Here is a 22,640-nt window from a genome sequence, read left to right on the forward strand (position 1 = left end):
TATGGGAAAGACATTGACCGAAATTGCCCAAACGCTTAAAGATGCCAATAAGAAGGTACAATTGATTTATGCCTTCAATGGTGTTGGAAAAACTCGCCTTTCTCGTGAGTTTAAGGAGTTGGTTGCACCCAAAACTGAAGGTGAAGAGACAGAAGAAGAGAGGCCATTAAAAGTTCTCTACTATAATGCCTTTACCGAAGATTTGTTCTATTGGGATAATGATTTGCATGAAGATACCAATAGAAAGTTAATCATACACCCAAACAGTTTTACAGATTGGATATTCAAAGATCAAGGTCAAGAGTCTAATATAATTACGCACTTTCAGCGTTATATGAATGACAAACTTACTCCATCTTTTAACAAAGACTTCAATGAGATTTCTTTTTCATTAGAGCGTGGAGATGATAATACGATAGACAATATTAAAATCTCCAAAGGAGAAGAAAGTTGTTTGATTTGGTGTGTCTTTTTCAGCTTGATAAAATTAGTTATAGATACATTAAATGAGTCAGAGCCTGCAAATCGTGATACTAATCAATTTGATGAGTTGGAATATATTTTTATCGATGACCCTGTCAGTTCTTTGGATGAGAATCACCTAATAGAGCTTGCTGTTAATATTGCAGAATTAATAAAGTCGAGTCAATCTGATATTAAGTTTATCATTACAACTCATAATCCGTTGTTTTATAATGTGCTATACAATGAGTTGGAGCTAAAGAAGAAAAATAGACAGGGAAACGAGTGCTGCTATCTATTAGATAAAGAAGACGATGGCACATATGAGTTGAATGGGAAACTTGGAGATTCAAATAAGAGTTTCTCATACCACTTGTATTTGAGGTCAGTCCTCCAAGAAGCAGTTGATGATAATAAGATTGAAAAGTATCATTTCATGCTCCTTCGAAATCTTTACGAAAAGACCGCAAACTTTTTAGGCTATCCACAATGGTCAGATTTGTTACCTGATGACAAGAAGACATATTATAACAGGATTATTCAGTTCACGAGCCATTCCACATTGTCAAATGAGGTAATTCCTGAGCCAACAGAACCTGAGAAAAACACTTTAAAATTGCTCTTGAAGCATCTTGTCGATAATAATTATTATACCGAAGAATAAAATGGCATACTATAACACCATAGCAGAATCGAACAACTTTATCGTACTTGATGAGTATGAAAAGTATTCAGTGTTAAATGAGCCTTCTGTTGTGTATCAAACAGAGGCATCACTTGAACATGAGTTTATTCAAGATTTAAGGAATCAGGGTTACGAATATTTACCTGATTTAAATACTTCTGAAGCATTGTTTGCTAATGTCAGAACGCAACTGCAAGTACTCAATGATGTTGAATTTACTGATAGCGAATGGGCGAGATATTTAGAAGAATATCTTGATAAACCAAGCGATTCTCTCATCGAAAAAACAAGAAAAATCCAAGATGATTACATCTATGATTTTGTCTTTGATGATGGTCATATTAAAAATATCTATTTGGTAGACAAGCAGAATCTATCAAGAAACAAGGTTCAAGTTATCAGGCAGTTTGTGCAAGAAGGATCACATCTTAACCGTTATGATGTGACAATTTTGGTTAATGGACTACCTTTGGTTCAAGTTGAGTTGAAGAAGCGAGGTGTTGCGATTAGAGAAGCATTCAATCAAGTACATCGCTATTCAAAAGAGAGTTTTAACACAAAGGACTCTTTATATAAGTACATTCAGCTATTCGTTATATCCAATGGCACTGATAGCCGATATTTTGCCAATACTGTAGAACGAAACAAGAATAGTTTTGACTTTACAATGAATTGGGCCAAAGCAAACAATTCGTTGATTAAAGACTTGAAGGATTTTACTGCAACATTCTTTCAGAAGAATACTCTGCTGAATGTAATACTAACATATTCAGTATTTGATTCAAACAATACATTGTTGATAATGCGACCATATCAGATTGCAGCAACGGAGAGAATACTATGGAAAATTAGGAGTTCATATCAGGCAAAGAAATGGTCTACTACAGAAGGTGGTGGATATATTTGGCATACAACAGGTTCTGGTAAGACTCTTACGAGTTTTAAGGCTGCAAGGTTGGCTACTCAACTCGATTTCATAGACAAAGTATTCTTTGTTGTTGATAGAAAAGATCTTGACTATCAAACGATGAAAGAGTATCAGCGATTCTCTCCCGATAGTGTGAATGGTTCAGAAAGCACTGCCGGACTGAAACGAAACATAGATAAAGACGATAACAAGATTATCGTTACCACTATTCAGAAATTAAATAATCTGATGAAGAGCGAAAACGATTTGCCCATTTATCAGAAACAAGTTGTCTTTATTTTCGATGAAGCACATCGCTCACAGTTTGGTGAAGCGCAAAAGCAATTAAAGAAGAAGTTTAAGAAATACTATCAGTTTGGATTTACAGGAACTCCAATCTTCCCAGAAAATGCACTTGGCTCTGATACCACTGCGAGTGTGTTCGGAAGAGAGTTGCATTCGTATGTTATTACAGATGCCATTCGTGATGAAAAAGTCTTAAAATTCAAGGTCGATTATAACAATGTTCGTCCTCGATTCAAGGGAATCGAAACGGAACAAAATGAAAAAAAGTTAAGTGCGGCAGAAAACAAGTCTGCACTGCTTCACCCTGCACGTATCAAAGAAATATCTCAATATATATTGGATAATTTCAAGATAAAAACTCATCGAAGTATAGGTGCTAATAAGGGTTTTAATGCGATGTTTGCAGTTAGTAGTGTAGATGTAGCTAAGTGTTATTATGAGGAATTAAACAACCTTCAGCAAGGCTCTGAAAAGCCATTGAAGATAGCAACAATCTTTTCATTTGCGGCCAATGAAGAGCAATCGGCAATCGGTGAAATTATGGATGAGAATTTTGAGCCTACAGCAATGGATGTTAGTGCAAAAGAGTTCTTGACTAATGCCATTAACGATTATAATGCTATGTTTAAGACAAGTTTTGGGGTTGATAGCAGAGAATTCCAGAACTATTATAGAGATCTTGCCAAACGAGTAAAGAAAAAAGAAATAGACCTTGTCATTGTTGTTGGCATGTTCCTTACTGGTTTTGATGCTCCAACACTTAATACTTTATTTGTTGATAAGAATTTACGTTATCACGGACTTATTCAGGCTTTCTCTCGTACGAATAGAATTTTTGATGCAACAAAAACATTCGGTAATATCGTTACATTTAGAGATTTAGAGCAACACACTATTGATGCTATAACTCTATTTGGAGATAGTAATACTAGAAATGTAGTGCTCGAAAGGAGTTACAAAGAATATTTGGAAGGATTTAAGGATATTGTTACGGGTGATGCCCGTAGAGGATATATTGAGGTTGTAAAAGAGTTAAATGAAAGATTCCCCGATGTCGATAAGATAGAGACAGAACAAGATAAAAAAGATTTTTCTAAACTCTTTGGTGAGTACTTACGTATTGAGAACATTTTGCAGAACTATGATGAATATACTCATCTTAAGGCTTTGCAAGGGATAGACTTGGACAATCCTAATGCTGTTGAGGAATTTAAAAATACATATTTCGTAACAGATGAGGATATTAAGGAAATGCAACAGGTAGAAATGTTGTCTGAACGAGCCGTTCAAGATTACAAATCTACTTATAACGATATTAGAGATTGGTTAAGACGTGAGAAGGATGGTTCTGCTGCTGAAAAATCTAAGATTGATTGGGATGACGTTGTCTTTGAGATTGACCTGCTTAAATCTCAAGAGATAAACTTGGACTATATACTGGAGTTAATCTTCGAGAAGAATAATAAGACCAAAGATAAAACTGCATTGATTGAAGAGATACGAGGTGTAATTCGTGCAAGTGTAGGTAACAGAGCGAAGGAAAGTCTTATCGTTGATTTTATTAACGATACAGACTTGGACACTATTACTGATAAGGCTAGTATTATTGAGTCGTTCTTTGAATATGCACAAAGTAAACAGAAGCAAGAGGCCTCAGAGTTAATTTCTTCTGAAAACTTAAATGAAGAAGAAGCCAAGCGATACATTACTGTTTCCTTAAAGCGTGAGTTTGTTAGTGAGAATGGAACCGACTTTAATAGTATCTTACCAAAGATGAGTCCGTTGAATCCTATGTACTTGACCAAGAAGCATAAGGTGTTCTTGCTAATTGCAGCATTTGTAGAGAAGTTCAAGGGAGTAGGTGGAAAATTATAAATTAAAGTTTTAAATAAATACAGTATTATGAGCGAACAATTATTAACAACATATTCCTTTTTTGCAGCCTTAACAGAAAATAGCACAGATATTTATAGTGCTGTATATGTTCCTATATGCAAAAGAGCATTGTCTTTATACGCTAAGAACAAAACTATTGGTAGCGACCAAGACATATGTAATTTGATATCCTCAGAATATGGAATTGATGTGCCATTGCTAATTATTCGTAAACTTATAAAGTCTGTTGTTAATGATTTGTCTCGAAAGGATAAAACAAAATTTGATTTTCAGATTATAGAAAATGGTAATAATTTTTCATTCTCGTTTAAATCATTCTCGTTCTGCGACATCGAAGAATCGTATAACGTAGAGAGACGCAAATCAAATGCACTACAACAGGCATTTGAAATATTTGCCAAAGAACAAGGAGAAAATATAAACAACATTCCGTCCTTTTCAGATTTTATAAATAAGAATAAGAATAAAATCTCATCATTCCTTTCGGGAAGAGTTAATGATATTACAGATTGTTCTGAAGTTTCTTTTATGCCTCATGTACGTTTCCTTCAATACATAGAACAAAATAATGACAACCTATATAAGGCTACAAAACAAATTTTTATAGGTTCTGTTATTGCGTCATATTTAGAATCTGATTTTGATTTAGAGGCGAAATTAGAAAAAGGAACATCGTATTATCTTGACACCCAAATAGTGTTGGAACTTTTAGACTTGCAAAGAGCAGAAGATACGCCTCCAACAAAAGAATTAATTAAATTAATTCATGATACTGGAGGCAATATCAGATTGATGGACATAACATTAGATGAGATAAAAACTAATATACAAAATGCTATACACAATTATGATAGGAATCATCCAACGACAACAATTAATGAGGCATGTGTTCGTTTAGGAAAAAATAAAACTTGGCTTATCGCTTTGCATGGAAATTTGGATAATTTACTACAAACAGACTATAAAATTAATATAGACAAGGTTCCCGAATCTGATATTGAGAAATTTGCAAATACTGACGATGCAACGCAATTAAAAGAAATTTGGTTTAGAAAACATTCTGCAGTACATGATGTTGTTGCATATTTACATGTTCGGGAAAAGCGCAAATATGATCCAAATAAAAAGTTGCTACAAAAGGCTAGTTATTGGTTTGTAACTGCCAACAGAAAACTTTGTGAATTTAACATTACAAAGAAGATTAATGGCAACATAGGTGAAATCATTATGCCTGATGAACTAACGAGTTTATTGTTTTTACAGAATCCTAAGAAATTATCAGGAAGGGTTTCTTCAATTGGATTAAACGAATTGATTGCGCAAACTTTATCAGAAGAATACCCTAGCAGGGATTTAATTAACGAATTTGATAGTGTCGTTTCATCTTTGCAAAATATATCTGCTGATGACTATAAAATATTGTTATCTTCTATATCTCAAGAATCTACCATCAAGATTCACAAGTTATTGCATGGTTCTATTTCTGAGCCTGAAAAGTTTAACAAGGATATACATGCAATTATTGAAACAGAACGCAACAATAAACTGAAAACAGATAATAAACATAAGATTGAAATACAGAAGAATAATGAACTTCAAGAAGCCAACAAGAATTTATCAAGACAATTATCTGATATATCCCAACAGATTGCAGATATTCAAGAGAGTCAGCATTTAGAGAAAATTAGACAAGAAGAAAAGGATAAGATAAATAGGCGTTGGATTTGGATGTGTATATCTATTATAGTTGCATTAGCAGCAATAATAGTTTTACAAAGTTTTCCCAATATAACAAAATGTATACAAAAAAGCATTCAGATTATTGGTGGATTAGGGGGATTTTGGGGATTTTGCAATTTAGCACTAAATCTTTGGTCAAAATTTAAATCGCATTAATTATGACTTCAAAAGAACTTCAACAATACTTACTTCGCGAATTTCCACAGGAGAACGCCTGTTGTGAATGGAAAGAGATGAAGAATTTGAAAAACTCCTTTGCTGGAGACGAAAAAAATGATGTTGTCTCTTATGTGTCAGCCATTGCCAATATGGAGGGTGGACATCTTGTAATTGGAGTACAGGACCAAACATTGGAAATTGTGGGTACTGACCTTACGAAGTTTAACTTGAATGCACAATCTGCTGTTTGGAAATTAGTTGAACATTGTACAAACCTTTCTTCAGAAGGGCTTGACATCAGCGAATATATAACGGAAGACACGCAAAAGGTTGTGTGGGTTATTCATATCCCTAAGCATCTCCCACGCCGTCCTGTGTATGCTCATAAAAAGGCATGGCAACGAGTGGAAGATTCGTTAGTGGAAATGACTCAAGAAAGACTTTCCGCTATTCTTGAAGAACCGATATTTGAAGCAAAGGATTGGTCTGCCGAGATTGTCCTTAACGTTACACTGGCTGACCTTGACGAATTGGCTATTGCCAAGGCACGTGTTATGTTCAAAAAGGTTCATGCTTCTAAAATCCCGTCAGAAGAGATTGATGCATGGTCGGTAGAAGAATTGCTTTGTAATAGCGGTATCATGATTGATGGAAAATTGACACGTGCTGCTATTATTCTTTTGGGTAAACCTGTATCAGTTTTTAAACTTCGCCCAGCTATGGCGGAGGTAACTTGGACATTACGCGATGAACATCAAGAGGTAGTGGATTACGAACATTTTACGGTTCCCTTCATTTTGACTGTGGATCAAATATTGGGTAAGATTCGTAACCTGACAATGAGAGAACTGCCTGGAGGAACATTATTCCCCGATACAATGAAACAATATGATGACTACACGATTCGTGAGGCACTTCATAATGCCATTGCACATCAAGATTACACCTTGCAACAACGTATCAATTTTGTAGAAAATCCGAGCTATCTGTATTATGAAAACGGAGGTAGCTTCATTCCTGGCACTCTGCAAAAAGCATTGGCAACCAAAGGGCCACAACGACATTTCAGAAATGAATGTCTTTGCCGGGCAATGGTAAACTTCAACATGATTGACACTGTAAGTAGAGGAATCAAGAAGATGTTCAATGAGCAGTGGCGTCGCCATTTCCCAATGCCCGATTATGAAATAGATGCAACGAATAAGGAGGTCGGTGTGAAAATATATGGTAATTCCATCAATGAGAAATATACCAAACTCTTAAAGGAAAATGACACTTTGACATTGGAAGATTGTATATTGTTGGATGCCGTACAAAAAGGGCATCGTATTTCGGAGGACAATGTAGTGGCACTACTGGAAAGAGGCTTGTTAGAAGGAGATAGTTCTGAGTATCGTATTTCGCTTGATGTAGCAAAGAAGACACACCAATTACCTGAATATACACGTAACAAAGGTCTTGACAAATCTAAAATTCAACAAATGATTTTGCAGTATTTGCAGAATGCAGGTTCTACAGGAGCAAAACGTGATGCCATATTCGATTATCTGAAAGAAGTCCTGCCGCAAAATAAGACACATGAGCAACAAGAGCGAATGTTGGGTAACATTCTTTCAGAAATGAAAGAAAAAGGATTAATCACTCCTGAAGGTCGAACTTGGTTCCTGAAGTCGTAATCCATAAATTATGACTGAAATATGACCTATTACGACTATTTATAACTATAAAAGGGGATTATAACTGAAAAAGTAGCCCAATTCTTTGCTCAATCAAGGAATTTGGCTACTTTTGTATCAGAGTTGTTTGACAAAGCAGAACGCAGAAGATTGGTGCAATCTCGAAATCGCCAAATCGTTACCAACAACTTTCTACCATAGCATTCGCTATTTGTGTATCAATCAGATACGGAATAATTGATTATCCGCGGCAAAGATAACGCAAACCCGATAGATTTTTATATGTTAGCAGAAGTTTCTTCTTTTTCTCAAAAAAAGTTCTTCTCTTTGCAACTTTATAGGAGAGACGATACGTCTAACTCACAAAGAAACAAATAAAAAACAGATAAATCATGAAACGAATCATTTTAGGATTACTGCTTGCCATGACGTTCTGCGCATGGGCACAGGGAGCAAACAGAACCGTGACCGAAAACGACAGCCAAGGAAACAAGAAAAGAGTCATCGAGCTGAGAGACACGGTTGTCAACGGGCAGTCTGTGACAGACACGCTCAGTATCACCACTTACGAGGACAGTGCGGACAGCAAAGATTCGGAGGGTCGTGAGCGACACGACTCCCACTTCAACTGGAACGGACTCAACCTCGACCGTCACACTTCGCAAACCATCATTGCCGTAACGGCCATCGTCTTCGTATTCGGATTGCCGCTGTTCATTGTCTTCACCATCTTCTTCTTCCGCTACAAGAACCGGAAAGCCAAATACCGCCTGGCGGAACAAGCACTGGCAAGCGGACAGCAACTGCCCGAAAACTTCTTCCAAGAGAACGCGACAAAGGACATCCGCAGCAAGGGCATCAACAACATATTCATCGGCATCGGCCTGTTCATCTTCCTCTGGGCCATTACCGAAGAATTCGGTCTCGGATGCATCGGCCTGCTGGTGATGTTCACCGGATTCGGACAACTGGTCATCTACTACACGCAACAGAACAACAACGAAAAGAAGAGATGAGCCCGGTAAATGACATATCGCTGGTCGCGCAGGTCGTGGTGTTCCACAACACCAGGGCCTTCGACCAGCTGGTCAGGAAATACCAATCGCCCGTGCGACGCTTCTTCCTGCACCAGACATGCGGCGACAGCGAATTGAGCGATGACCTGGCACAAGAAACATTCATCAAAGCCTATACCAACATCGCCACCTTCAAGAATCTCTCCAACTTCTCGACCTGGCTCTACCGTATTGCCTATAACGTATTTTATGACTATATTCGCAGCCGAAAAGAGACAGAAGACTTGGATACATATCGGGTAGATGCCCGATACAGCACACAACAACAAGACGTGGGGCAACAGATGGACATCTACCGTGCCCTCGCCACACTGAAAGCACCGGAACGCACCTGCATCACGCTCTTCTACATGGAAGACCTGAGCATCGAAAAGATTGCAGGCATCACCGGATATCCTGCGGGAACCGTCAAGAGCCACCTCTCGCGGGCAAAAGAAAAAATGGCCGCTTACTTAAAACAAAATGGTTATGATGGAAAATGATGATAAACTTCTGAAGCAATTCTTTGCCGACAATAGGCAGGAAATAGCGGATAACGGATTCAGCCGCCGCGTCATGCGCTGCCTGCCGAATCGCAGCCAACGCCTGTCACAAATATGGAGCGCGTGCTGCTTCACGCTTGCGCTGGTATTGTTTGTCACACTGGACGGGCTGCAACTGGTGCTGAACACGTTGCGCGAGACCTTCGACGCCCTCATTCAAGGCGGAGCGGCGGAGTTTGACCTGAAGTCATTGGCGATAGCCGCCATCGTGCTGCTCTTCATGGGGTATCGGAAGATTGCGTCGCTGGCGTAAAAGGCGCATCTTTTATAATCTTTCCTATTTTTTACAAGCAAGTGAATCATCGTTACGGAGATATGTTGTATCTTTGCCGCCCGATAAAACTAAACAAAAAGAAAGAGTTTTGAGATTCATTGTATTTACCATCATATTCACCTTTTTTGCGGGAAGCGTCCGCGGACAGGTGTCAAGCGACACGCTCCTGATGAAACACTTGCAGCAAACAGGGATTCCACTCACCGGGAACAACGAAATCAAGCTGTTGATGAACGGGCGTGACAAATTCATCGACCTGTTTCAAGCCATCCGTCAGGCAAAGCACCATATCCATTTGGAGTACTTCAACTTCCGCAACGACTCCATAGCCAACTCGTTGTTCGACCTGCTGGCAGAGAAAGTGAAGGAGGGGGTGGAAGTGCGTGCCATGTTCGACGCCTTCGGCAACAGTTCCAACAACCGGCCACTGAAGAAGCGCCATCTGCAAGCCATACAGAGCCGTGGCATCGAAATCGTGAAGTTCGACCCGATTACTTTCCCCTGGATTAACCACGCCATGCACCGTGACCACCGCAAGATTGTAGTGATAGACGGCAAGATAGGCTATACCGGAGGAATGAACATCGCCGACTATTACATCAACGGCCTGCCCAAGATAGGCCAATGGCACGACATGCACATGCACATCGAGGGCGACGCGGTGCGCTACCTGCAAGGCATCTTTCTGACGATGTGGAACCGCGAGACAGGACAGCACATCGGAGGACCAGCCTACTTTCCCGGCATTCCGCAACTGCCCGACAGCGTGGCGGAAGAGATAGCCATCGTGGACCGCATGCCGCGCGAGACACCGCGCTCCATCAGCCACGCATACGCCGCCGCCATCGAGTCCGCCCGGAAAAGCATCCGCATCGTAAACCCCTATTTCGTACCGACCAAATCCATCCGGAAAGCGATAAAAGACGCATTGAGAAGAGGGGCTGAAGTGGAAATCATGCTGCCTGCCGTGTCTGATATCCCCTTCACACCGGAAGCCTCCTTCCACATCGGCCACAAGCTAATGAAGAAGGGAGCACAGATATACCTCTTCAACGGAGGCTTCCACCACTCCAAAATCATGATGGTGGACAGCATCTTCTGCACCATAGGAACCGCCAACCTCAACAGCCGGAGCCTGCGCTACGACTACGAGACGAACGCCTTCATCTTCGACCCTAAAACCACCCATGAACTGAACAAAATGTTTGAAAGGGACAAACTGAACAGCACACTGATGACACCCGAATATTGGAAAAAACGCTCGGGATGGAAAAAGTTCGTGGGATGGGTAGGCAATCTGCTCACGCCGTTCCTCTGATTTCGGAAGGAGGTATTCAGGAAGGAATTATCGGAAGTTAAAAGCCAATAGTTCTGCGCACACAAGTCGGAGTATCGACCGATACCTCCTTCCCGAATAACTCCTTCCCGAATAACTTTCTCCCCCCAAAGCAACTCTCCAACCAATTTATTCCCTACCTTTGTGTCCGAATAAGAAACACCGCATTACATCATGAAACAATACTTAGACCTGCTGAACCGCGTGCTGAACGAAGGCGTGGAGAAAAGCGACCGCACCGGTACCGGCACTATCAGCGTATTCGGCCACCAGATGCGCTTCAAGCTGGATGACGGCTTTCCCTGCCTGACCACCAAAAAGCTGCACCTGAAATCCATCATATACGAACTGCTCTGGTTCCTCCAAGGAGACACCAACGTGAAATACCTGCAAGAAAACGGCGTACGCATCTGGAACGAATGGGCGGACGAGAACGGAGACCTGGGACATATCTACGGCTACCAATGGCGTTCGTGGCCCGACTATAAAGGGGGATTCATCGACCAAATCAGTGAAGCGGTGGAAACCATCAAGCATAATCCCGACTCACGTCGCATCATTGTCAGCGCATGGAATGTAGGCGATTTGGACCACATGAATCTGCCGCCCTGCCATGCCTTCTTTCAATTTTACGTGGCAAACGGAAAACTCAGCCTGCAACTCTACCAACGTAGCGCAGACATTTTTTTGGGAGTACCTTTCAACATCGCCTCGTATGCTCTGCTCCTGCAAATGATGGCACAAGTGACCGGACTAGAAGCCGGAGACTTCATCCATACACTGGGAGATGCCCATATCTATCTGAACCATTTGGAGCAAGTCAAACTGCAACTGACACGCGAACCGCGGGAGTTGCCGCAAATGAAAATCAACCCGGAGGTCAAAAGCATCTTCGACTTCAACTACGAAGACTTTGAACTGGTGAATTACAATCCTCATCCGCACATTGCGGGCAAAGTGTCCATATAAAAAAAGAAAAAAACATGATAAGTATCATTGCCGCAGTCGATCGCCGCATGGCTATCGGCTATCAAAACAAGTTGCTGTTCTGGCTTCCGAACGACCTGAAGCGTTTCAAGGCACTGACCACCGGAAACACCATCATCATGGGCAGGAAAACCTTTGAATCGCTCCCCAAAGGCGCATTGCCCAACCGCCGCAACATCGTGCTCTCCTCCCGACGCGAGACCGCTTGTCCCGGCGCGGAAGTGTTCCCGTCGTTGGAAAAAGCACTGAGCAGTTGCCGCCCGGACGAAAACATATTCATCATCGGAGGCGCAAGCCTGTACCGGCAGGCGCTTCCTTTGGCAGATGTCCTCCGCCTCACCGAAATTGATGCGGAAGCCCCGTGCGCGGATGCCTATTTCCCCCACGTGGCTCCGGACGTATGGCAAGAAAAAAGCAGGGAGTCTCATCCGATAGATGAGAAGCATCCCTGCCCCTATTCGTTTGTTGATTATATTCGCCGATAGAATCACACTTCCTCTTCTTCCCCTGTCATTATAGGCATCTGACGCTTGATGGCTTCGTGGAAAGAAATCAAGGTTTCGGTACGTGCCAATCCCAGAGGTTGCAATTTGTCATGTATGATGCTCAGCAAGTGGTGATTGTTGCGGGCATAGAGTTTTATGAACATGTCATATTTGCCGGTCGTGAAATGGCACTCCACGATTTCAGGTATCGCCTCCAAGGCTTTCGTCACCTCATCGAAAGAAGCAGGGTCTTTCAGATAGATGCCGATATAAGCACACGTCTCATAGCCTATCTTTTCCGGGTCGATGATATATTCCGACCCCTTCAATATGCCCAGATTAGTCAGTTTCTGAATACGCTGGTGAATGGCCGCTCCCGACACGTTACACGCTCTTGCCACCTCCAGAAAAGGAATACGTGCATTATCGGCAATCAGTTTCAATATCTGTTCGTCTAAAGTATCCAATTGATGATGTCCCATTTCAAGTCTCTATAATTAATAAAACACAATACCTGCCGCATACTCTCTCATACGGCAGTATGCAAAGTTAACGATTTTTCGCCAACCAGTGCCGCTTGCGATAATTTTTCTTAGAGGAAACACGCTTTTTCGGTTCCCCAAAGACTATTCTCCGGTTGCCGCCTTGATTCGGCAGGCAGTCTATATGCGTTTTCCAAACCTTAGGTTTAAGCATGCCAAAGCTGAGGTTTAGCAACATAAACATCAACTTTGGATATGCCAACCTCTACAAACATTAAAACTTAAATCGTATCTTTGCCCAATAGATTAATAATTGGACTGTTATGAAAAAGTATTTAGTACCTCTGTTGTGCCTGATTGCCGCCATGTCGCTGCACGCACAAAACTTCTCCGACTATTTTGCGGACAAATCTTTAAGAGTCGATTACCTCTTCACCGGAAATGCCGCCAGGCAGGAAATTTGTCTGGACGGACTCTCCTCCCTTCCCACCTGGGCAGGAAGAAAACACCACTTGTCCGAACTTCCGCTACAAGGAAACGGCCAGATTGTGATGCGGGATGCAGCCAGTGGAACGGTCATCTACAAGACCTCCTTCTCTTCACTCTTCCAGGAGTGGCTGGAAACGGATGAAGCCAAAGCCGTAACCAAAGGGTTTGAAAACAGCTTCCTACTCCCCTACCCCCTTCGTCCGGCAGAGGTTGAAATCACACTGCTCGACCCGCGCAGGAATATTCGTACCCGCATGAAGCACACAGTCAACCCCGACGACATCCTCATACACCAAAAGGGAACCGCACACATCACGCCCCACAAATACCTGCTGCAAAACGGCCCTGCGGATAAGTGCATTGACGTGGCCATTCTGGCGGAAGGCTACACACCCGATGAAATGGAGACCTTCTACAAAGATGCCGCCATCGCCTGCGAAAGCCTGTTTGCCCACGAACCGTTCAAATCCATGAAAAAGCGATTCAACATCGTGGCCGTGGCAAGTCCGTCCGAAGACAGCGGAGTGAGCGTACCTCGTCTGGGAGAATGGAAACGGACCGCCTTCCATTCACACTTCAGCACTTTCTATTCAGACCGATACCTGACCACCTCCCGTGTAAAGTCCATACACGATGCGTTGGCAGGAATCCCCTACGAGCACATCATCATACTGGCAAATACCGAAGAATACGGAGGCGGCGGCATCTATAACTCCTACACACTGACCACCGCCCACCACCCCATGTTCCGCCCCGTCGTGGTGCATGAGTTCGGACATAGCTTCGGAGGACTTGCCGATGAGTACTTCTACGACGATGATGTCATGACCGATACCTACCCATTAGATGTGGAACCATGGGAGCAGAACATCAGCACCAAGGTCAACTTCTCCGCCAAATGGGAAGACATGCTCGAAAAAGGAACGCCCCAGCCCACCCCCGTTGCCGACAGCAAGAAATATCCCGTAGGTGTCTATGAAGGCGGTGGATATTCCGCCAAAGGCGTTTACCGTCCGGCAGACAATTGCCGCATGCGCACCAACGAGTACCCCACTTTCTGTCCGGTTTGCCAGCGTGCCATCCGCCGTGTCATCGAATTCTACACCGAATAGCCGATAGTCAAACAGAATTGAATTACGAAAAAGGAGTTATCGGGAGTTAACAGGAGTTATTCGGGAATTAGAAGCCAATATTTTTTCTATCGCTATACGATTGGACTTTAATTCCTAACGGAGTGATAACTCCCGATAACTCCCGAATAACCCCTTAAGCAGAAATATCCTGCGAGCATTTCCGCCCGCCCCCAAAAACAACCTAAAAAACAACTTGCTTTATGATACATATCCAACCTATCACAACGGCCGACACCGTCTTATACGCTTACATGGAAAAACTGATTGTAGCATCCTTCCCCCCGGAAGAATACCGGGAGTTGAAAGAACTGCGCAACTATACAGACACCAAACCCAACTTTCACAACAACGTCATCCTTCAAAATGAAACCCCGATAGGACTCATCACCTATTGGGATTTCGGCACCTTCTGCTATATAGAACACTTTGCCATCGATCCTCACCTGCGTAACGGAGGACATGGGAAAGAAGTATTGAACCGGCTATGCGACCTCCTCAAGCGCCCCGTCGTTTTGGAAGTGGAGATGCCTGAAGAAGAAATGGCACAACGCCGCATCCGCTTCTACCAGCGTCAAGGCTTCATCCTATGGGAAAAGCCCTACATACAGCCGCCCTACAAAGCCGGCGATGATTATCTCCCCATGCGTCTCATGGCATACGGCGACCTGCAATGTGACAAAGATTACGAAAGCGTGAAAGAACATATCTACCGCGAAGTATATAACGCCTGAAAAAGAAAATTGTCGAAATAAAAAAGGCAGGCAGGATGATATAATCAGGCACGGATTCCGGCAGACTACATGAATTTATCTCTTTCGATCATCCATATAGTCTGCCGGAATCCGTGCCTAAAAAAATAGGAGGTGCGTTTCAACACACCTCCTATTTTTCTTTATATAAAATCAACTTCTTACTGACGCGATTGCGCAGAATAGTTAATCTTCAGTGCATAAGCTTGACGAAGAGCTTCTTTGATATCTGTTACGATACCCATTTTCGTGTCTTGGTCCACTTTCAAAGAAACAGTCATCTGAGGTTGATCCTCTTCTTTCATGCTGGCACGTTCACCAATAACGTAGTCCTGAATTTCAGCAGCTTCAGCATAGCTATCGTTCAACTGAATACGGCTCTCATTACCCAGTTTCTTACGGAACTCGGCAGTAGGTTTTCCTACATAAATAAACGTAACCAATGACTTCTTTTCCAATTTCTCCAATTCTGTAGCTTGCGGAACCTTAAACTCAACCTTCAAAGTTACCTCACGCATGGTTGTTACAATCATGAAGAAGAACAACAAGGTGAAGATAAGGTCAGGCAGAGAAGAAGTGTTCAACGCCGGCATTTCACGTTTACCAGTTTTATTAAATTTTCCCATTACTTCTTTTCTCCGTATTTTTTAGGTTCAGCTTCAGAAATTCTCTGAGGATAAATCTCACGAATTGCGTCTTGCTGTTCTCCATCCAAATCAGCATAATTCTTCTGCCACTTCTCCTGAGCCAGTTCATCACGCAACTCGTTGTAAGCTGCTACCAACTCATTCTGTACAGCCATATATGCCTTGTATGAAGAGCCACGGTCGCAACGCAAAGAAACCACATGGTTTTCCGTAACCTGTACCGTACCGAAGTATTGCACATTCTTAGCTATTTTCTCCGGTTTGGTTTCATCGTTATACGGATTAGCTATGAAATCCTTTGCCTTTGCACGCAATTGATCCACACTAACGTAATCATTGCCACACATCAACTGGTCGTTCATATTCAGGAAGACTTGCAACACGTTACGTTCCTTCTTCTTTTGGTCTTCAATCTTCTGGTCCTTCTCCGGTGGAGGCGGCAAACGTCTTGCCAAACCACGGTCGGTATCCATAGAAGTCGTAATCAAGAAGAAGATAAGCAACAAGAATGCAATATCCGCCGTAGAACTTGAGTTAACTTCGGGACATTTTCTTTTTCCTTTTGCCATTATTCTTTCCTTTCATTAAAGGTGCTTTACAGACCTTTGTTACTACTTATGACAATTTTTTCTTAATACCACCGAGCAGCATGCATGCGATAGCCACTACAAACAGTGCATAAAGAGAATAAAGGAACATATCAGTAGCTTGCGCCCAGAAACCTACGTTGTCTGTTTTGTCATAACCGATAATTTCCACTTTCTCAGGGCTACCCATGAGCCATGTAATAACAAGGACAATGATAGAGCCTGCCAATACATAGAGTGATCCCATGGAAGCTTTCGGATTGCTTACCAAGAAATGGAAGAAGCTTACTACAGCCGCAACAGAAACAATGGCAAAGAACGCGTATGTCAAGAACAGCAAAGCATCTGTATATGCAGGTTGCCACATTTCCGGATCTACTCCCATCAGTACTGCATCGCCTTGAGCGTCTCCACCGAAGAAGAACAAGCCCAATACTACCAAAATGGCAGCAAACATAGCGTACAGTACGTAGTATGAAATTTTATATGATAACTTAGCCATTTTGATTATTTTTTGTATTTCAAGTCATATTTGATAACCATATCCAACAGAGTGATAGAAGAGTCTTCCATTTCACTTGTCAAAGCTTCAATCTTAGAAAGGATATAGTTGTAGAATACCTGCAGTACCAATGCAGCGATCAAACCGAAGATAGTAGTAATCAAGGCAACCTTCATACCACCTGCAACAACCGTCGGAGAGATATCACCTACCTGCTGGATTTTATCGAACGCCTGCACCATACCGATTACAGTACCCATAAATCCCAAAGACGGAGACATGGCGATGAACAATGTAATCCAAGAGCAACCTTTTTCCAGGTAACCAGCCTGTACACCACCGTAAGATACTACAGACTTCTCTACTACGTCAATGCCTTGATCAATTCTCATCAAGCCTTGATAGTAGATAGAAGCGATAGGACCTCTTGTGTTACGTGCGATGTCTTTAGCAGATTCAACGTCACCTTTCTCTAAAGCAGCTTCGATAGCAGCCATAAATTTCTTGGTATTGATTTCTGCCAAGCTCAAATAGATGATACGTTCGATACAGAATGCGAGACCGATAACTAATGCGATAGCTACCAAACTCATGAAAGATGCAGTACCTTCAATAAACTTTGTTTTCAATTCTTTGTGAATACCGCCTTCTTCAGCATCTACAGTAGCAGTAGCAGCATTATCAGCTACAGCTGCCGGAGCAGCTTGTTCTGTTTGTTCAGCTGCAGGAGCATCTTGAGCCTGAGCAAGTTGAGTTGAGCCAAATGTCAAGGCTCCCATCACAGCAACAATTGCAAATAACTTTTTCATTGTGTGTCTAATTTTTAAGATTAATTAATTAAATTATTTATTGTATTTATTATTGTTTTTTCTTCCCTATTTATTTTGCGGAGAGACGGGGATTCGAACCCCGGATACCCTTTAGGGGTATACACGCTTTCCAGGCGTGCCTCTTCAACCACTCGAGCATCTCTCCAATAGGCACTTTTTTGAAATCGGGTGCAAATTACAAAAAAATTGCGAATCACCAGCGTTTTCAGCTACAAATGTATTCTTTTTTTTGTAGTTCCACTCCATTCTCCCCGTTTTATATTGAATAAAATATCAAAATTAATAAACTTTAAAACCTCAATCAGATTATTCAAGCATTCCAAACACTTTTAAAGCGTTTGCAGAAGTGGTTTGCGCCACTTCTTCGGGAGAACAGCCATACACCTCGGCAACCTTCATTAACGTATCCTTCACGTATGCACTTTCATTCCGCTTGCCCCGATTGGGAACCGGAGTCAAATAAGGTGAGTCTGTCTCCAGCACGATTCTTTCCAGCGGAATGTGCTTCAAGACTTCCGGCAAAGCGGACTTCTTGAAAGTGACCACCCCGTTTATACCAACCATGAAGTTCGGAAATTCCGCCACCAATACGTCCGCCTCTTCCCGCGTCCCCGTAAAGCTATGGAAAATTCCGCCCAAAGAGGTACCCTGATAAGGTCTCAATACATTATATATATAATCGAACGCTTCCCGGCAATGAATCACAACCGGAAGACCATATTCCTGCGCCCAACCAATTTGCTTGTCCAGCACCACCTGCTGCTCTTTCAGGAAAGTCTTGTCCCAATACAGGTCCATACCGATTTCGCCTATTGCCACATAATTGTTTGGAGCGCACAGCGCTTCGGCTACCACCCCCAACTCTTTTTCGTAATCAGCATTCACGGAGGTCGGGTGCAATCCTATCATCGGATAGCAATATCCCTCATAGTCGCAACACACACGAAGCATGGGCTCTATAGTGGTACTATCTATATTAGGCATAAACACATGCGTAACCCCCGCATTGCGGGCACGCTCCATCACTTGCGGCAAATCCTCCGCAAACTCCTCCAGGAACAAGTGGGAATGTGAATCAATCAGTTTCATTTTTCCGTTCTATCAAGCTGTTTTTCACCGGTACGGTAATAGTAGATAATCCCATAGTCACGGCATAAGTCCAGCCGCTTTTCGTTGGGGGCCACCGCTTCAAATTTCTTTTCAATCTGATTCCACAACTCCAGAATCAGCGCATCCGCCTCCGCACGCATCGAAGCCAACACATCCAGGCTGCGGGCCGTTATGGACTGAAGGCTCTTCTGCTTCTCATAACCATCCATAAAGATGTCATAGTGCACCTTCACCTTGGCGATAGTCGGATTATAGATAGGTATGCCACCTTGAGACAGGCGTTTGCTTTCGCCTTTCACGATTCTACCTCCCCACTCTGCTAACAATGCCTCCGATGACAAGTCAGGCACATTATTATTATTCGCCTCCAAACCGTAATACTCTTTATGCGCAACACGCACCTCCGACCGTATCACTGCCAAATTCAGCACCTGGATAAAGTGAGAGATATACAAACGCGCAGTCTTCACATGGACCTGATGCTTACGTCCTGCCATAGCCTGACGCTCAAAGCATTCCATATAGTAGGTTTGCGCCGCTTCAAATTTAACAAGGAAATTTCGAGCCTTGCTCAACGAGTGCAAAGAAACAGCCAACTCAGACACAGCATACGTATCTCCTTTAGCGACCACCGCTTTCAGTGCCCGTATGCGTGCTTGATCGGTATTAGGTAATCTTCTATAAGGCATCTTTCCCCTCTTTTTAGGACTATACGTTCCGGTGCATCAGACTTTCCATCAGTTCTTTTAGCCCTGCCTTCTTCTCATCAGACACACAGACGGCTGCAAGGCTTCCCGCAGCACGTTCGCAATACTCTTGCATCTTCTCCTCACAAAGCTTCCGGACACCAATCTGATTATAGAGGTTTGTCACCGCCGCGATTTTCTCAATCGGATTGAACGACTCCGCATCCACCCATCCGTCCAGTTCACCTCGCTGGCTGTCGGCTGCATGTTCAAACGCCTTTATCAGCATATAAGTCTTCTTGTTGCATAAGATATCACCACCGATATTCTTTCCAAACACCGCAGGGTCTCCATACACATCCAAGAAATCATCTTTCAGTTGGAAAGCGACGCCCAGGTTCATGCCGAAATCATACAAGCGATTCGCATCCTCCGGCGAAGCACCTCCCAACAGGGCACCTATCTTCAGACTGGCGGCTAATAACACCGAAGTCTTCAGACGAATCATTTCCAGATACTCTTCCTCTTTCACATCTTTCCGACGCTCAAACTCCATATCCAGTTGCTGACCTTCACAAATCTCCAGCGCGGTCAAACTGAATACGTCCATCACCTCCTTCAAATGCTCCTCCGGACATTTCGCCATAAACTGATAGGCCAATACCAACATCGCATCACCCGAAAGAATGGCAGCATTGTCACCCCAAACCTTATGAACCGTTTCCTTACCACGGCGACGGTCTGCCTTATCCATCAAGTCGTCGTGCAGAAGCGTATAATTATGATACACCTCAATGCCCGTTGCCACATCAAAGATACGAGCCACATCATCCTTATAGAGATTATAGGCCATCAGCATCAATACCGGACGGATTCTCTTGCCGCCCATAGACAGAACATACGTAATGGGATCATACAAGCCTTGGGGAGAACGGGAAAACTGCAATCCCGCAATATGGGAATTTATTCTTTCTAAAAGTTCGGAAACTGCAAACATAGTATTTCTAAAAATTAGGGAATGTCTGATAATGAAAAGAGGCTGCATTTCAGCAACCTCTTTCCTTATGATAAATCTGTTTTATTACTGCAATCTGAACATTACAGGCACTGTATATTTAACGCGTACCGGTTTACCGCGTTGCATACCCGGTTTCCACTTCGGCATACCCATAATCACACGGACAGCCTCTTTATCCAGATACGGGTCAACACCTCTCAACACTTTAGCATCAACGATACTACCGTCCTTGTTCACCACGAACTGTACAGTCACACGTCCTTGCGTTCCGTTTTCCTGTGCAATGGGGGGATACTTGATGTTCTTACCCAGATACTGCATCAAACCAGCCATACCGCCATTCGGGAATTCCGGCATCTGCTCTACCACCTCGAAGATAGTCTGCTCTTCCGGTTCTTCTTCTTCTACAGCCACGGGAACGTACTTGATTTCCACAGCCTGATTCAATTCTTCAGAAGAAACAACAGCAGTTTCTTCCACTTCAGTATCGTCTTCCACGATAGTCAGCGTTTCTGCAATAGCAGGAGCCTCGGGAGGTGGAGGAGTCACTTGTTCCGGTTGTTCAGTAATAGGAATGATTTCCTCTTCAAAAACTGGTTCGGAAGTAACCTGGCTCATGTCAATCTTGATGTCACGCTTTGTCCACTCGAACGCAACGAACATGAACGCGAGCACGATTACATACCCGACAAGCAGCCAAGTCGATTTCTTGCCCTCCAAGTCTGCTTTAGGCGATTTCTTAATTTCCATAATCTATAATATAATTTTTAGTGTTTCTCATTCGGGGCAAATATAGCACTTTTCCCATGAAAGTACACCCTTCACTCTTTTTTTTTACACAATAAGCGGTGCATTTTTGTTTTTTTAATCCTTCCACCACCTCTGTGTACTTTTGTGCCACAAATGTAACGAGATATTTTAGAAATACCGTATCTTTGGCAAGTTTTTTAGATGAATTATTGAAAATTTCTCTGTTGGAAGAATCAGGTCACACAAAAAACGTGATTTCGGCACATTATTTAACAAATCATCCGGGGAGTTTATCCGTGTCCGAACCGTACCCAATCCGTACGGAGAAAAACAAGCGCGGACAGCTTGCCAATCCGATATTCCGCCAACGAAATGATTTTTCTATCTAACGAACAGTTTTTTTAATCATTACAAATTCAGCAGTCATGAAAAAAATAACAATCGCAATCGACGGTTTCTCCTCCTGCGGGAAAAGTACCATGGCCAAAGACCTGGCTCGCGAAATAGGCTACATCTACATAGATAGCGGAGCCATGTACCGCGCCGTTACCTTGTATAGTATAGAAAACGACATTTTCCACGACGGGCACATTGACGCCGAAAAGCTGAAGGAGCAACTGAAGGACATCCATATCTCTTTCCGGCTGAACCCCGCGACCGGACGGCCGGACACCTATCTGAACGGTGTCAATGTAGAAGACCGCATCCGCACCATGGAGGTGTCATCACGCGTCAGCCCCATCGCGGCATTGGACTTCGTACGCCAAGCGATGGTGGCGCAACAACAGGAAATGGGAAAAGCCAAAGGCATTGTGATGGACGGGCGAGACATCGGCACCACCGTCTTTCCGGAGGCCGAACTGAAGATTTTCGTCACCGCCTCTCCCGAGATACGGGCACAACGCCGCTACGACGAACTGAAGACCAAAGGAGAAGAGGCCAGCCTGGACGAGATATTGGAGAATGTGAAGCAACGCGACTACATCGACCAGAACCGGGAAGTCAGCCCGCTCCGCAAGGCCGATGATGCCCTGCTGCTGGACAACAGCCACCTGACTATTCTTCAACAAAAGGAGTGGCTGGCCGAGCAGTTCAGAAAAGCAATCGACAAGGAGTAGGGGCAGAC

General features: G+C 43.0%; 22 protein-coding genes and 1 tRNA gene. 13 read left to right on the plus strand and 10 right to left on the minus strand.

The annotated features are described in order from the left end of the window. The first annotated feature begins 1 nt into the window (after position 1). The 10 genes from K2G43_RS00730 to K2G43_RS00775 all read left to right on the plus strand — a co-directional run bounded on the left by K2G43_RS00730 (position 2) and on the right by K2G43_RS00775 (position 12,531). Positions 2 to 1,126, plus strand: coding sequence for an AAA family ATPase (locus tag K2G43_RS00730; protein ID WP_300152707.1), 1,125 nt, complete (start codon positions 2 to 4; stop codon positions 1,124 to 1,126). Between the two features lies 1 nt (position 1,127). Next, on the plus strand, positions 1,128 to 4,235 hold the full coding sequence (locus tag K2G43_RS00735; protein WP_300152709.1) for a type I restriction endonuclease subunit R: 3,108 nt from the start codon (positions 1,128 to 1,130) through the stop codon (positions 4,233 to 4,235). Between the two features lie 27 nt (positions 4,236 to 4,262). After that, positions 4,263 to 6,152: a hypothetical protein gene (locus K2G43_RS00740; protein ID WP_300152710.1), complete on the plus strand. Its 1,890-nt coding sequence runs from the start codon at positions 4,263 to 4,265 to the stop codon at positions 6,150 to 6,152. 2 nt (positions 6,153 to 6,154) lie between these two features. Next, positions 6,155 to 7,831, plus strand: coding sequence for an RNA-binding domain-containing protein (locus tag K2G43_RS00745; RefSeq protein WP_135959337.1), 1,677 nt, complete (start codon positions 6,155 to 6,157; stop codon positions 7,829 to 7,831). A 392-nt stretch (positions 7,832 to 8,223) separates the two neighbouring features. After that, a complete protein-coding gene (locus K2G43_RS00750) occupies positions 8,224 to 8,847 on the plus strand; it encodes a DUF6249 domain-containing protein (protein WP_300152711.1) in 624 nt (207 codons plus the stop codon). Continuing rightward, positions 8,844 to 9,389 (plus strand): RNA polymerase sigma factor, encoded by a 546-nt coding sequence (locus K2G43_RS00755; protein ID WP_297641697.1) that lies wholly within the window; start codon positions 8,844 to 8,846, stop codon positions 9,387 to 9,389. The genes K2G43_RS00750 and K2G43_RS00755 overlap by 4 nt, the downstream gene beginning before the upstream one ends. Beyond that, entirely contained in the window at positions 9,376 to 9,702 is a 327-nt protein-coding gene (locus K2G43_RS00760) for a DUF5056 domain-containing protein (protein ID WP_297641698.1), read from the plus strand. The genes K2G43_RS00755 and K2G43_RS00760 overlap by 14 nt, the downstream gene beginning before the upstream one ends. Before the next feature lie 190 nt (positions 9,703 to 9,892). Further along, positions 9,893 to 11,041, plus strand: coding sequence for a cardiolipin synthase (gene cls / locus K2G43_RS00765; protein WP_300152716.1), 1,149 nt, complete (start codon positions 9,893 to 9,895; stop codon positions 11,039 to 11,041). 192 nt (positions 11,042 to 11,233) lie between these two features. Then, positions 11,234 to 12,028, plus strand: a complete 795-nt coding sequence (locus K2G43_RS00770; protein ID WP_297641700.1) for a thymidylate synthase — start codon at positions 11,234 to 11,236, stop codon at positions 12,026 to 12,028. 14 nt (positions 12,029 to 12,042) lie between these two features. Continuing rightward, the gene (locus tag K2G43_RS00775; protein WP_297641702.1) at positions 12,043 to 12,531 is read left to right on the plus strand and encodes a dihydrofolate reductase; all 489 of its coding nucleotides are present in this window, start codon (positions 12,043 to 12,045) and stop codon (positions 12,529 to 12,531) included. Between the two features lie 2 nt (positions 12,532 to 12,533). Here K2G43_RS00775 and K2G43_RS00780 read toward each other — a convergent pair whose 3' ends face one another. After that, positions 12,534 to 13,013: an Lrp/AsnC ligand binding domain-containing protein gene (locus K2G43_RS00780; RefSeq protein ID WP_297641703.1), complete on the minus strand. Its 480-nt coding sequence runs from the start codon at positions 13,011 to 13,013 to the stop codon at positions 12,534 to 12,536. Between the two features lie 323 nt (positions 13,014 to 13,336). Here K2G43_RS00780 and K2G43_RS00785 point away from each other — a divergent pair, with 323 nt between their 5' ends. Both K2G43_RS00785 and K2G43_RS00790 read left to right on the plus strand, forming a co-directional pair. Continuing rightward, positions 13,337 to 14,614 carry an IgA Peptidase M64 gene (locus K2G43_RS00785; protein WP_297641705.1) on the plus strand — a complete coding sequence of 426 codons (1,278 nt, stop codon included), beginning with the start codon at positions 13,337 to 13,339 and terminating at the stop codon, positions 14,612 to 14,614. 221 nt (positions 14,615 to 14,835) lie between these two features. Then, positions 14,836 to 15,366, plus strand: coding sequence for a GNAT family N-acetyltransferase (locus tag K2G43_RS00790; protein WP_297641707.1), 531 nt, complete (start codon positions 14,836 to 14,838; stop codon positions 15,364 to 15,366). Positions 15,367 to 15,545: 179 nt separating this feature from the next. On the opposite strand, the gene K2G43_RS00795 is transcribed toward K2G43_RS00790, so the two are convergent. The 9 genes from K2G43_RS00795 to K2G43_RS00835 form a co-directional block, all read right to left on the minus strand. After that, positions 15,546 to 16,010: a biopolymer transporter ExbD gene (locus K2G43_RS00795; RefSeq protein ID WP_297641709.1), complete on the minus strand. Its 465-nt coding sequence runs from the start codon at positions 16,008 to 16,010 to the stop codon at positions 15,546 to 15,548. Continuing rightward, complete coding sequence (locus K2G43_RS00800; protein WP_297641711.1) at positions 16,010 to 16,600, minus strand: biopolymer transporter ExbD; 591 nt, start codon at positions 16,598 to 16,600, stop codon at positions 16,010 to 16,012. The genes K2G43_RS00795 and K2G43_RS00800 overlap by 1 nt, the downstream gene beginning before the upstream one ends. Before the next feature lie 46 nt (positions 16,601 to 16,646). Further along, positions 16,647 to 17,120: a hypothetical protein gene (locus K2G43_RS00805; protein WP_297641713.1), complete on the minus strand. Its 474-nt coding sequence runs from the start codon at positions 17,118 to 17,120 to the stop codon at positions 16,647 to 16,649. A gap of 5 nt (positions 17,121 to 17,125) precedes the next feature. Further along, positions 17,126 to 17,929, minus strand: coding sequence for a MotA/TolQ/ExbB proton channel family protein (locus tag K2G43_RS00810; RefSeq protein WP_300152712.1), 804 nt, complete (start codon positions 17,927 to 17,929; stop codon positions 17,126 to 17,128). A 78-nt stretch (positions 17,930 to 18,007) separates the two neighbouring features. Beyond that, positions 18,008 to 18,095: transfer RNA gene (locus K2G43_RS00815), tRNA-Ser, on the minus strand. 161 nt (positions 18,096 to 18,256) lie between these two features. After that, positions 18,257 to 19,039, minus strand: a complete 783-nt coding sequence (locus tag K2G43_RS00820) for a TatD family hydrolase (RefSeq protein ID WP_300152713.1) — start codon at positions 19,037 to 19,039, stop codon at positions 18,257 to 18,259. After that, entirely contained in the window at positions 19,036 to 19,749 is a 714-nt protein-coding gene (locus K2G43_RS00825; protein WP_297644834.1) for a hypothetical protein, read from the minus strand. Before K2G43_RS00825 ends, K2G43_RS00820 begins: the two co-directional genes overlap by 4 nt. Positions 19,750 to 19,768: 19 nt before the next feature. Continuing rightward, entirely contained in the window at positions 19,769 to 20,743 is a 975-nt protein-coding gene (locus K2G43_RS00830) for a polyprenyl synthetase family protein (RefSeq protein ID WP_300152714.1), read from the minus strand. 84 nt (positions 20,744 to 20,827) lie between these two features. Further along, positions 20,828 to 21,514 carry an energy transducer TonB gene (locus K2G43_RS00835; protein WP_297644830.1) on the minus strand — a complete coding sequence of 229 codons (687 nt, stop codon included), beginning with the start codon at positions 21,512 to 21,514 and terminating at the stop codon, positions 20,828 to 20,830. A 425-nt stretch (positions 21,515 to 21,939) separates the two neighbouring features. On the opposite strand from K2G43_RS00835, the gene cmk reads away from it, so the two are divergent. Next, entirely contained in the window at positions 21,940 to 22,632 is a 693-nt protein-coding gene (gene cmk, locus K2G43_RS00840; protein WP_300152715.1) for a (d)CMP kinase, read from the plus strand. The last annotated feature ends 8 nt before the right edge of the window (positions 22,633 to 22,640 follow it).

Source organism: Bacteroides sp., from assembly GCF_029057325.1.
GTDB lineage: Bacteria > Bacteroidota > Bacteroidia > Bacteroidales > Bacteroidaceae > Bacteroides.

Excerpts from the sequence above, each read along its gene's own strand:
- K2G43_RS00735 (WP_300152709.1), top strand. The coding sequence starts at position 1,128 with ATGGCATACTATAACACCATAGCAGAATCGAACAACTTTATCGTACTT.
- K2G43_RS00835 (WP_297644830.1), bottom strand. The coding sequence starts at position 21,514 with ATGGAAATTAAGAAATCGCCTAAAGCAGACTTGGAGGGCAAGAAATCG.
- K2G43_RS00755 (WP_297641697.1), top strand. The coding sequence starts at position 8,844 with ATGAGCCCGGTAAATGACATATCGCTGGTCGCGCAGGTCGTGGTGTTC.
- K2G43_RS00775 (WP_297641702.1), top strand. The coding sequence starts at position 12,043 with ATGATAAGTATCATTGCCGCAGTCGATCGCCGCATGGCTATCGGCTAT.
- K2G43_RS00820 (WP_300152713.1), bottom strand. The coding sequence starts at position 19,039 with ATGAAACTGATTGATTCACATTCCCACTTGTTCCTGGAGGAGTTTGCG.
- K2G43_RS00830 (WP_300152714.1), bottom strand. The coding sequence starts at position 20,743 with ATGTTTGCAGTTTCCGAACTTTTAGAAAGAATAAATTCCCATATTGCG.
- K2G43_RS00790 (WP_297641707.1), top strand. The coding sequence starts at position 14,836 with ATGATACATATCCAACCTATCACAACGGCCGACACCGTCTTATACGCT.
- K2G43_RS00750 (WP_300152711.1), top strand. The coding sequence starts at position 8,224 with ATGAAACGAATCATTTTAGGATTACTGCTTGCCATGACGTTCTGCGCA.
- cls (WP_300152716.1), top strand. The coding sequence starts at position 9,893 with ATGAAACACTTGCAGCAAACAGGGATTCCACTCACCGGGAACAACGAA.
- K2G43_RS00740 (WP_300152710.1), top strand. The coding sequence starts at position 4,263 with ATGAGCGAACAATTATTAACAACATATTCCTTTTTTGCAGCCTTAACA.
- K2G43_RS00825 (WP_297644834.1), bottom strand. The coding sequence starts at position 19,749 with ATGCCTTATAGAAGATTACCTAATACCGATCAAGCACGCATACGGGCA.
- K2G43_RS00785 (WP_297641705.1), top strand. The coding sequence starts at position 13,337 with ATGAAAAAGTATTTAGTACCTCTGTTGTGCCTGATTGCCGCCATGTCG.
- cmk (WP_300152715.1), top strand. The coding sequence starts at position 21,940 with ATGAAAAAAATAACAATCGCAATCGACGGTTTCTCCTCCTGCGGGAAA.
- K2G43_RS00810 (WP_300152712.1), bottom strand. The coding sequence starts at position 17,929 with ATGAAAAAGTTATTTGCAATTGTTGCTGTGATGGGAGCCTTGACATTT.
- K2G43_RS00800 (WP_297641711.1), bottom strand. The coding sequence starts at position 16,600 with ATGGCAAAAGGAAAAAGAAAATGTCCCGAAGTTAACTCAAGTTCTACG.
- K2G43_RS00780 (WP_297641703.1), bottom strand. The coding sequence starts at position 13,013 with ATGGGACATCATCAATTGGATACTTTAGACGAACAGATATTGAAACTG.
- K2G43_RS00795 (WP_297641709.1), bottom strand. The coding sequence starts at position 16,010 with ATGGGAAAATTTAATAAAACTGGTAAACGTGAAATGCCGGCGTTGAAC.
- K2G43_RS00745 (WP_135959337.1), top strand. The coding sequence starts at position 6,155 with ATGACTTCAAAAGAACTTCAACAATACTTACTTCGCGAATTTCCACAG.
- K2G43_RS00730 (WP_300152707.1), top strand. The coding sequence starts at position 2 with ATGGGAAAGACATTGACCGAAATTGCCCAAACGCTTAAAGATGCCAAT.
- K2G43_RS00760 (WP_297641698.1), top strand. The coding sequence starts at position 9,376 with ATGATGGAAAATGATGATAAACTTCTGAAGCAATTCTTTGCCGACAAT.
- K2G43_RS00770 (WP_297641700.1), top strand. The coding sequence starts at position 11,234 with ATGAAACAATACTTAGACCTGCTGAACCGCGTGCTGAACGAAGGCGTG.
- K2G43_RS00805 (WP_297641713.1), bottom strand. The coding sequence starts at position 17,120 with ATGGCTAAGTTATCATATAAAATTTCATACTACGTACTGTACGCTATG.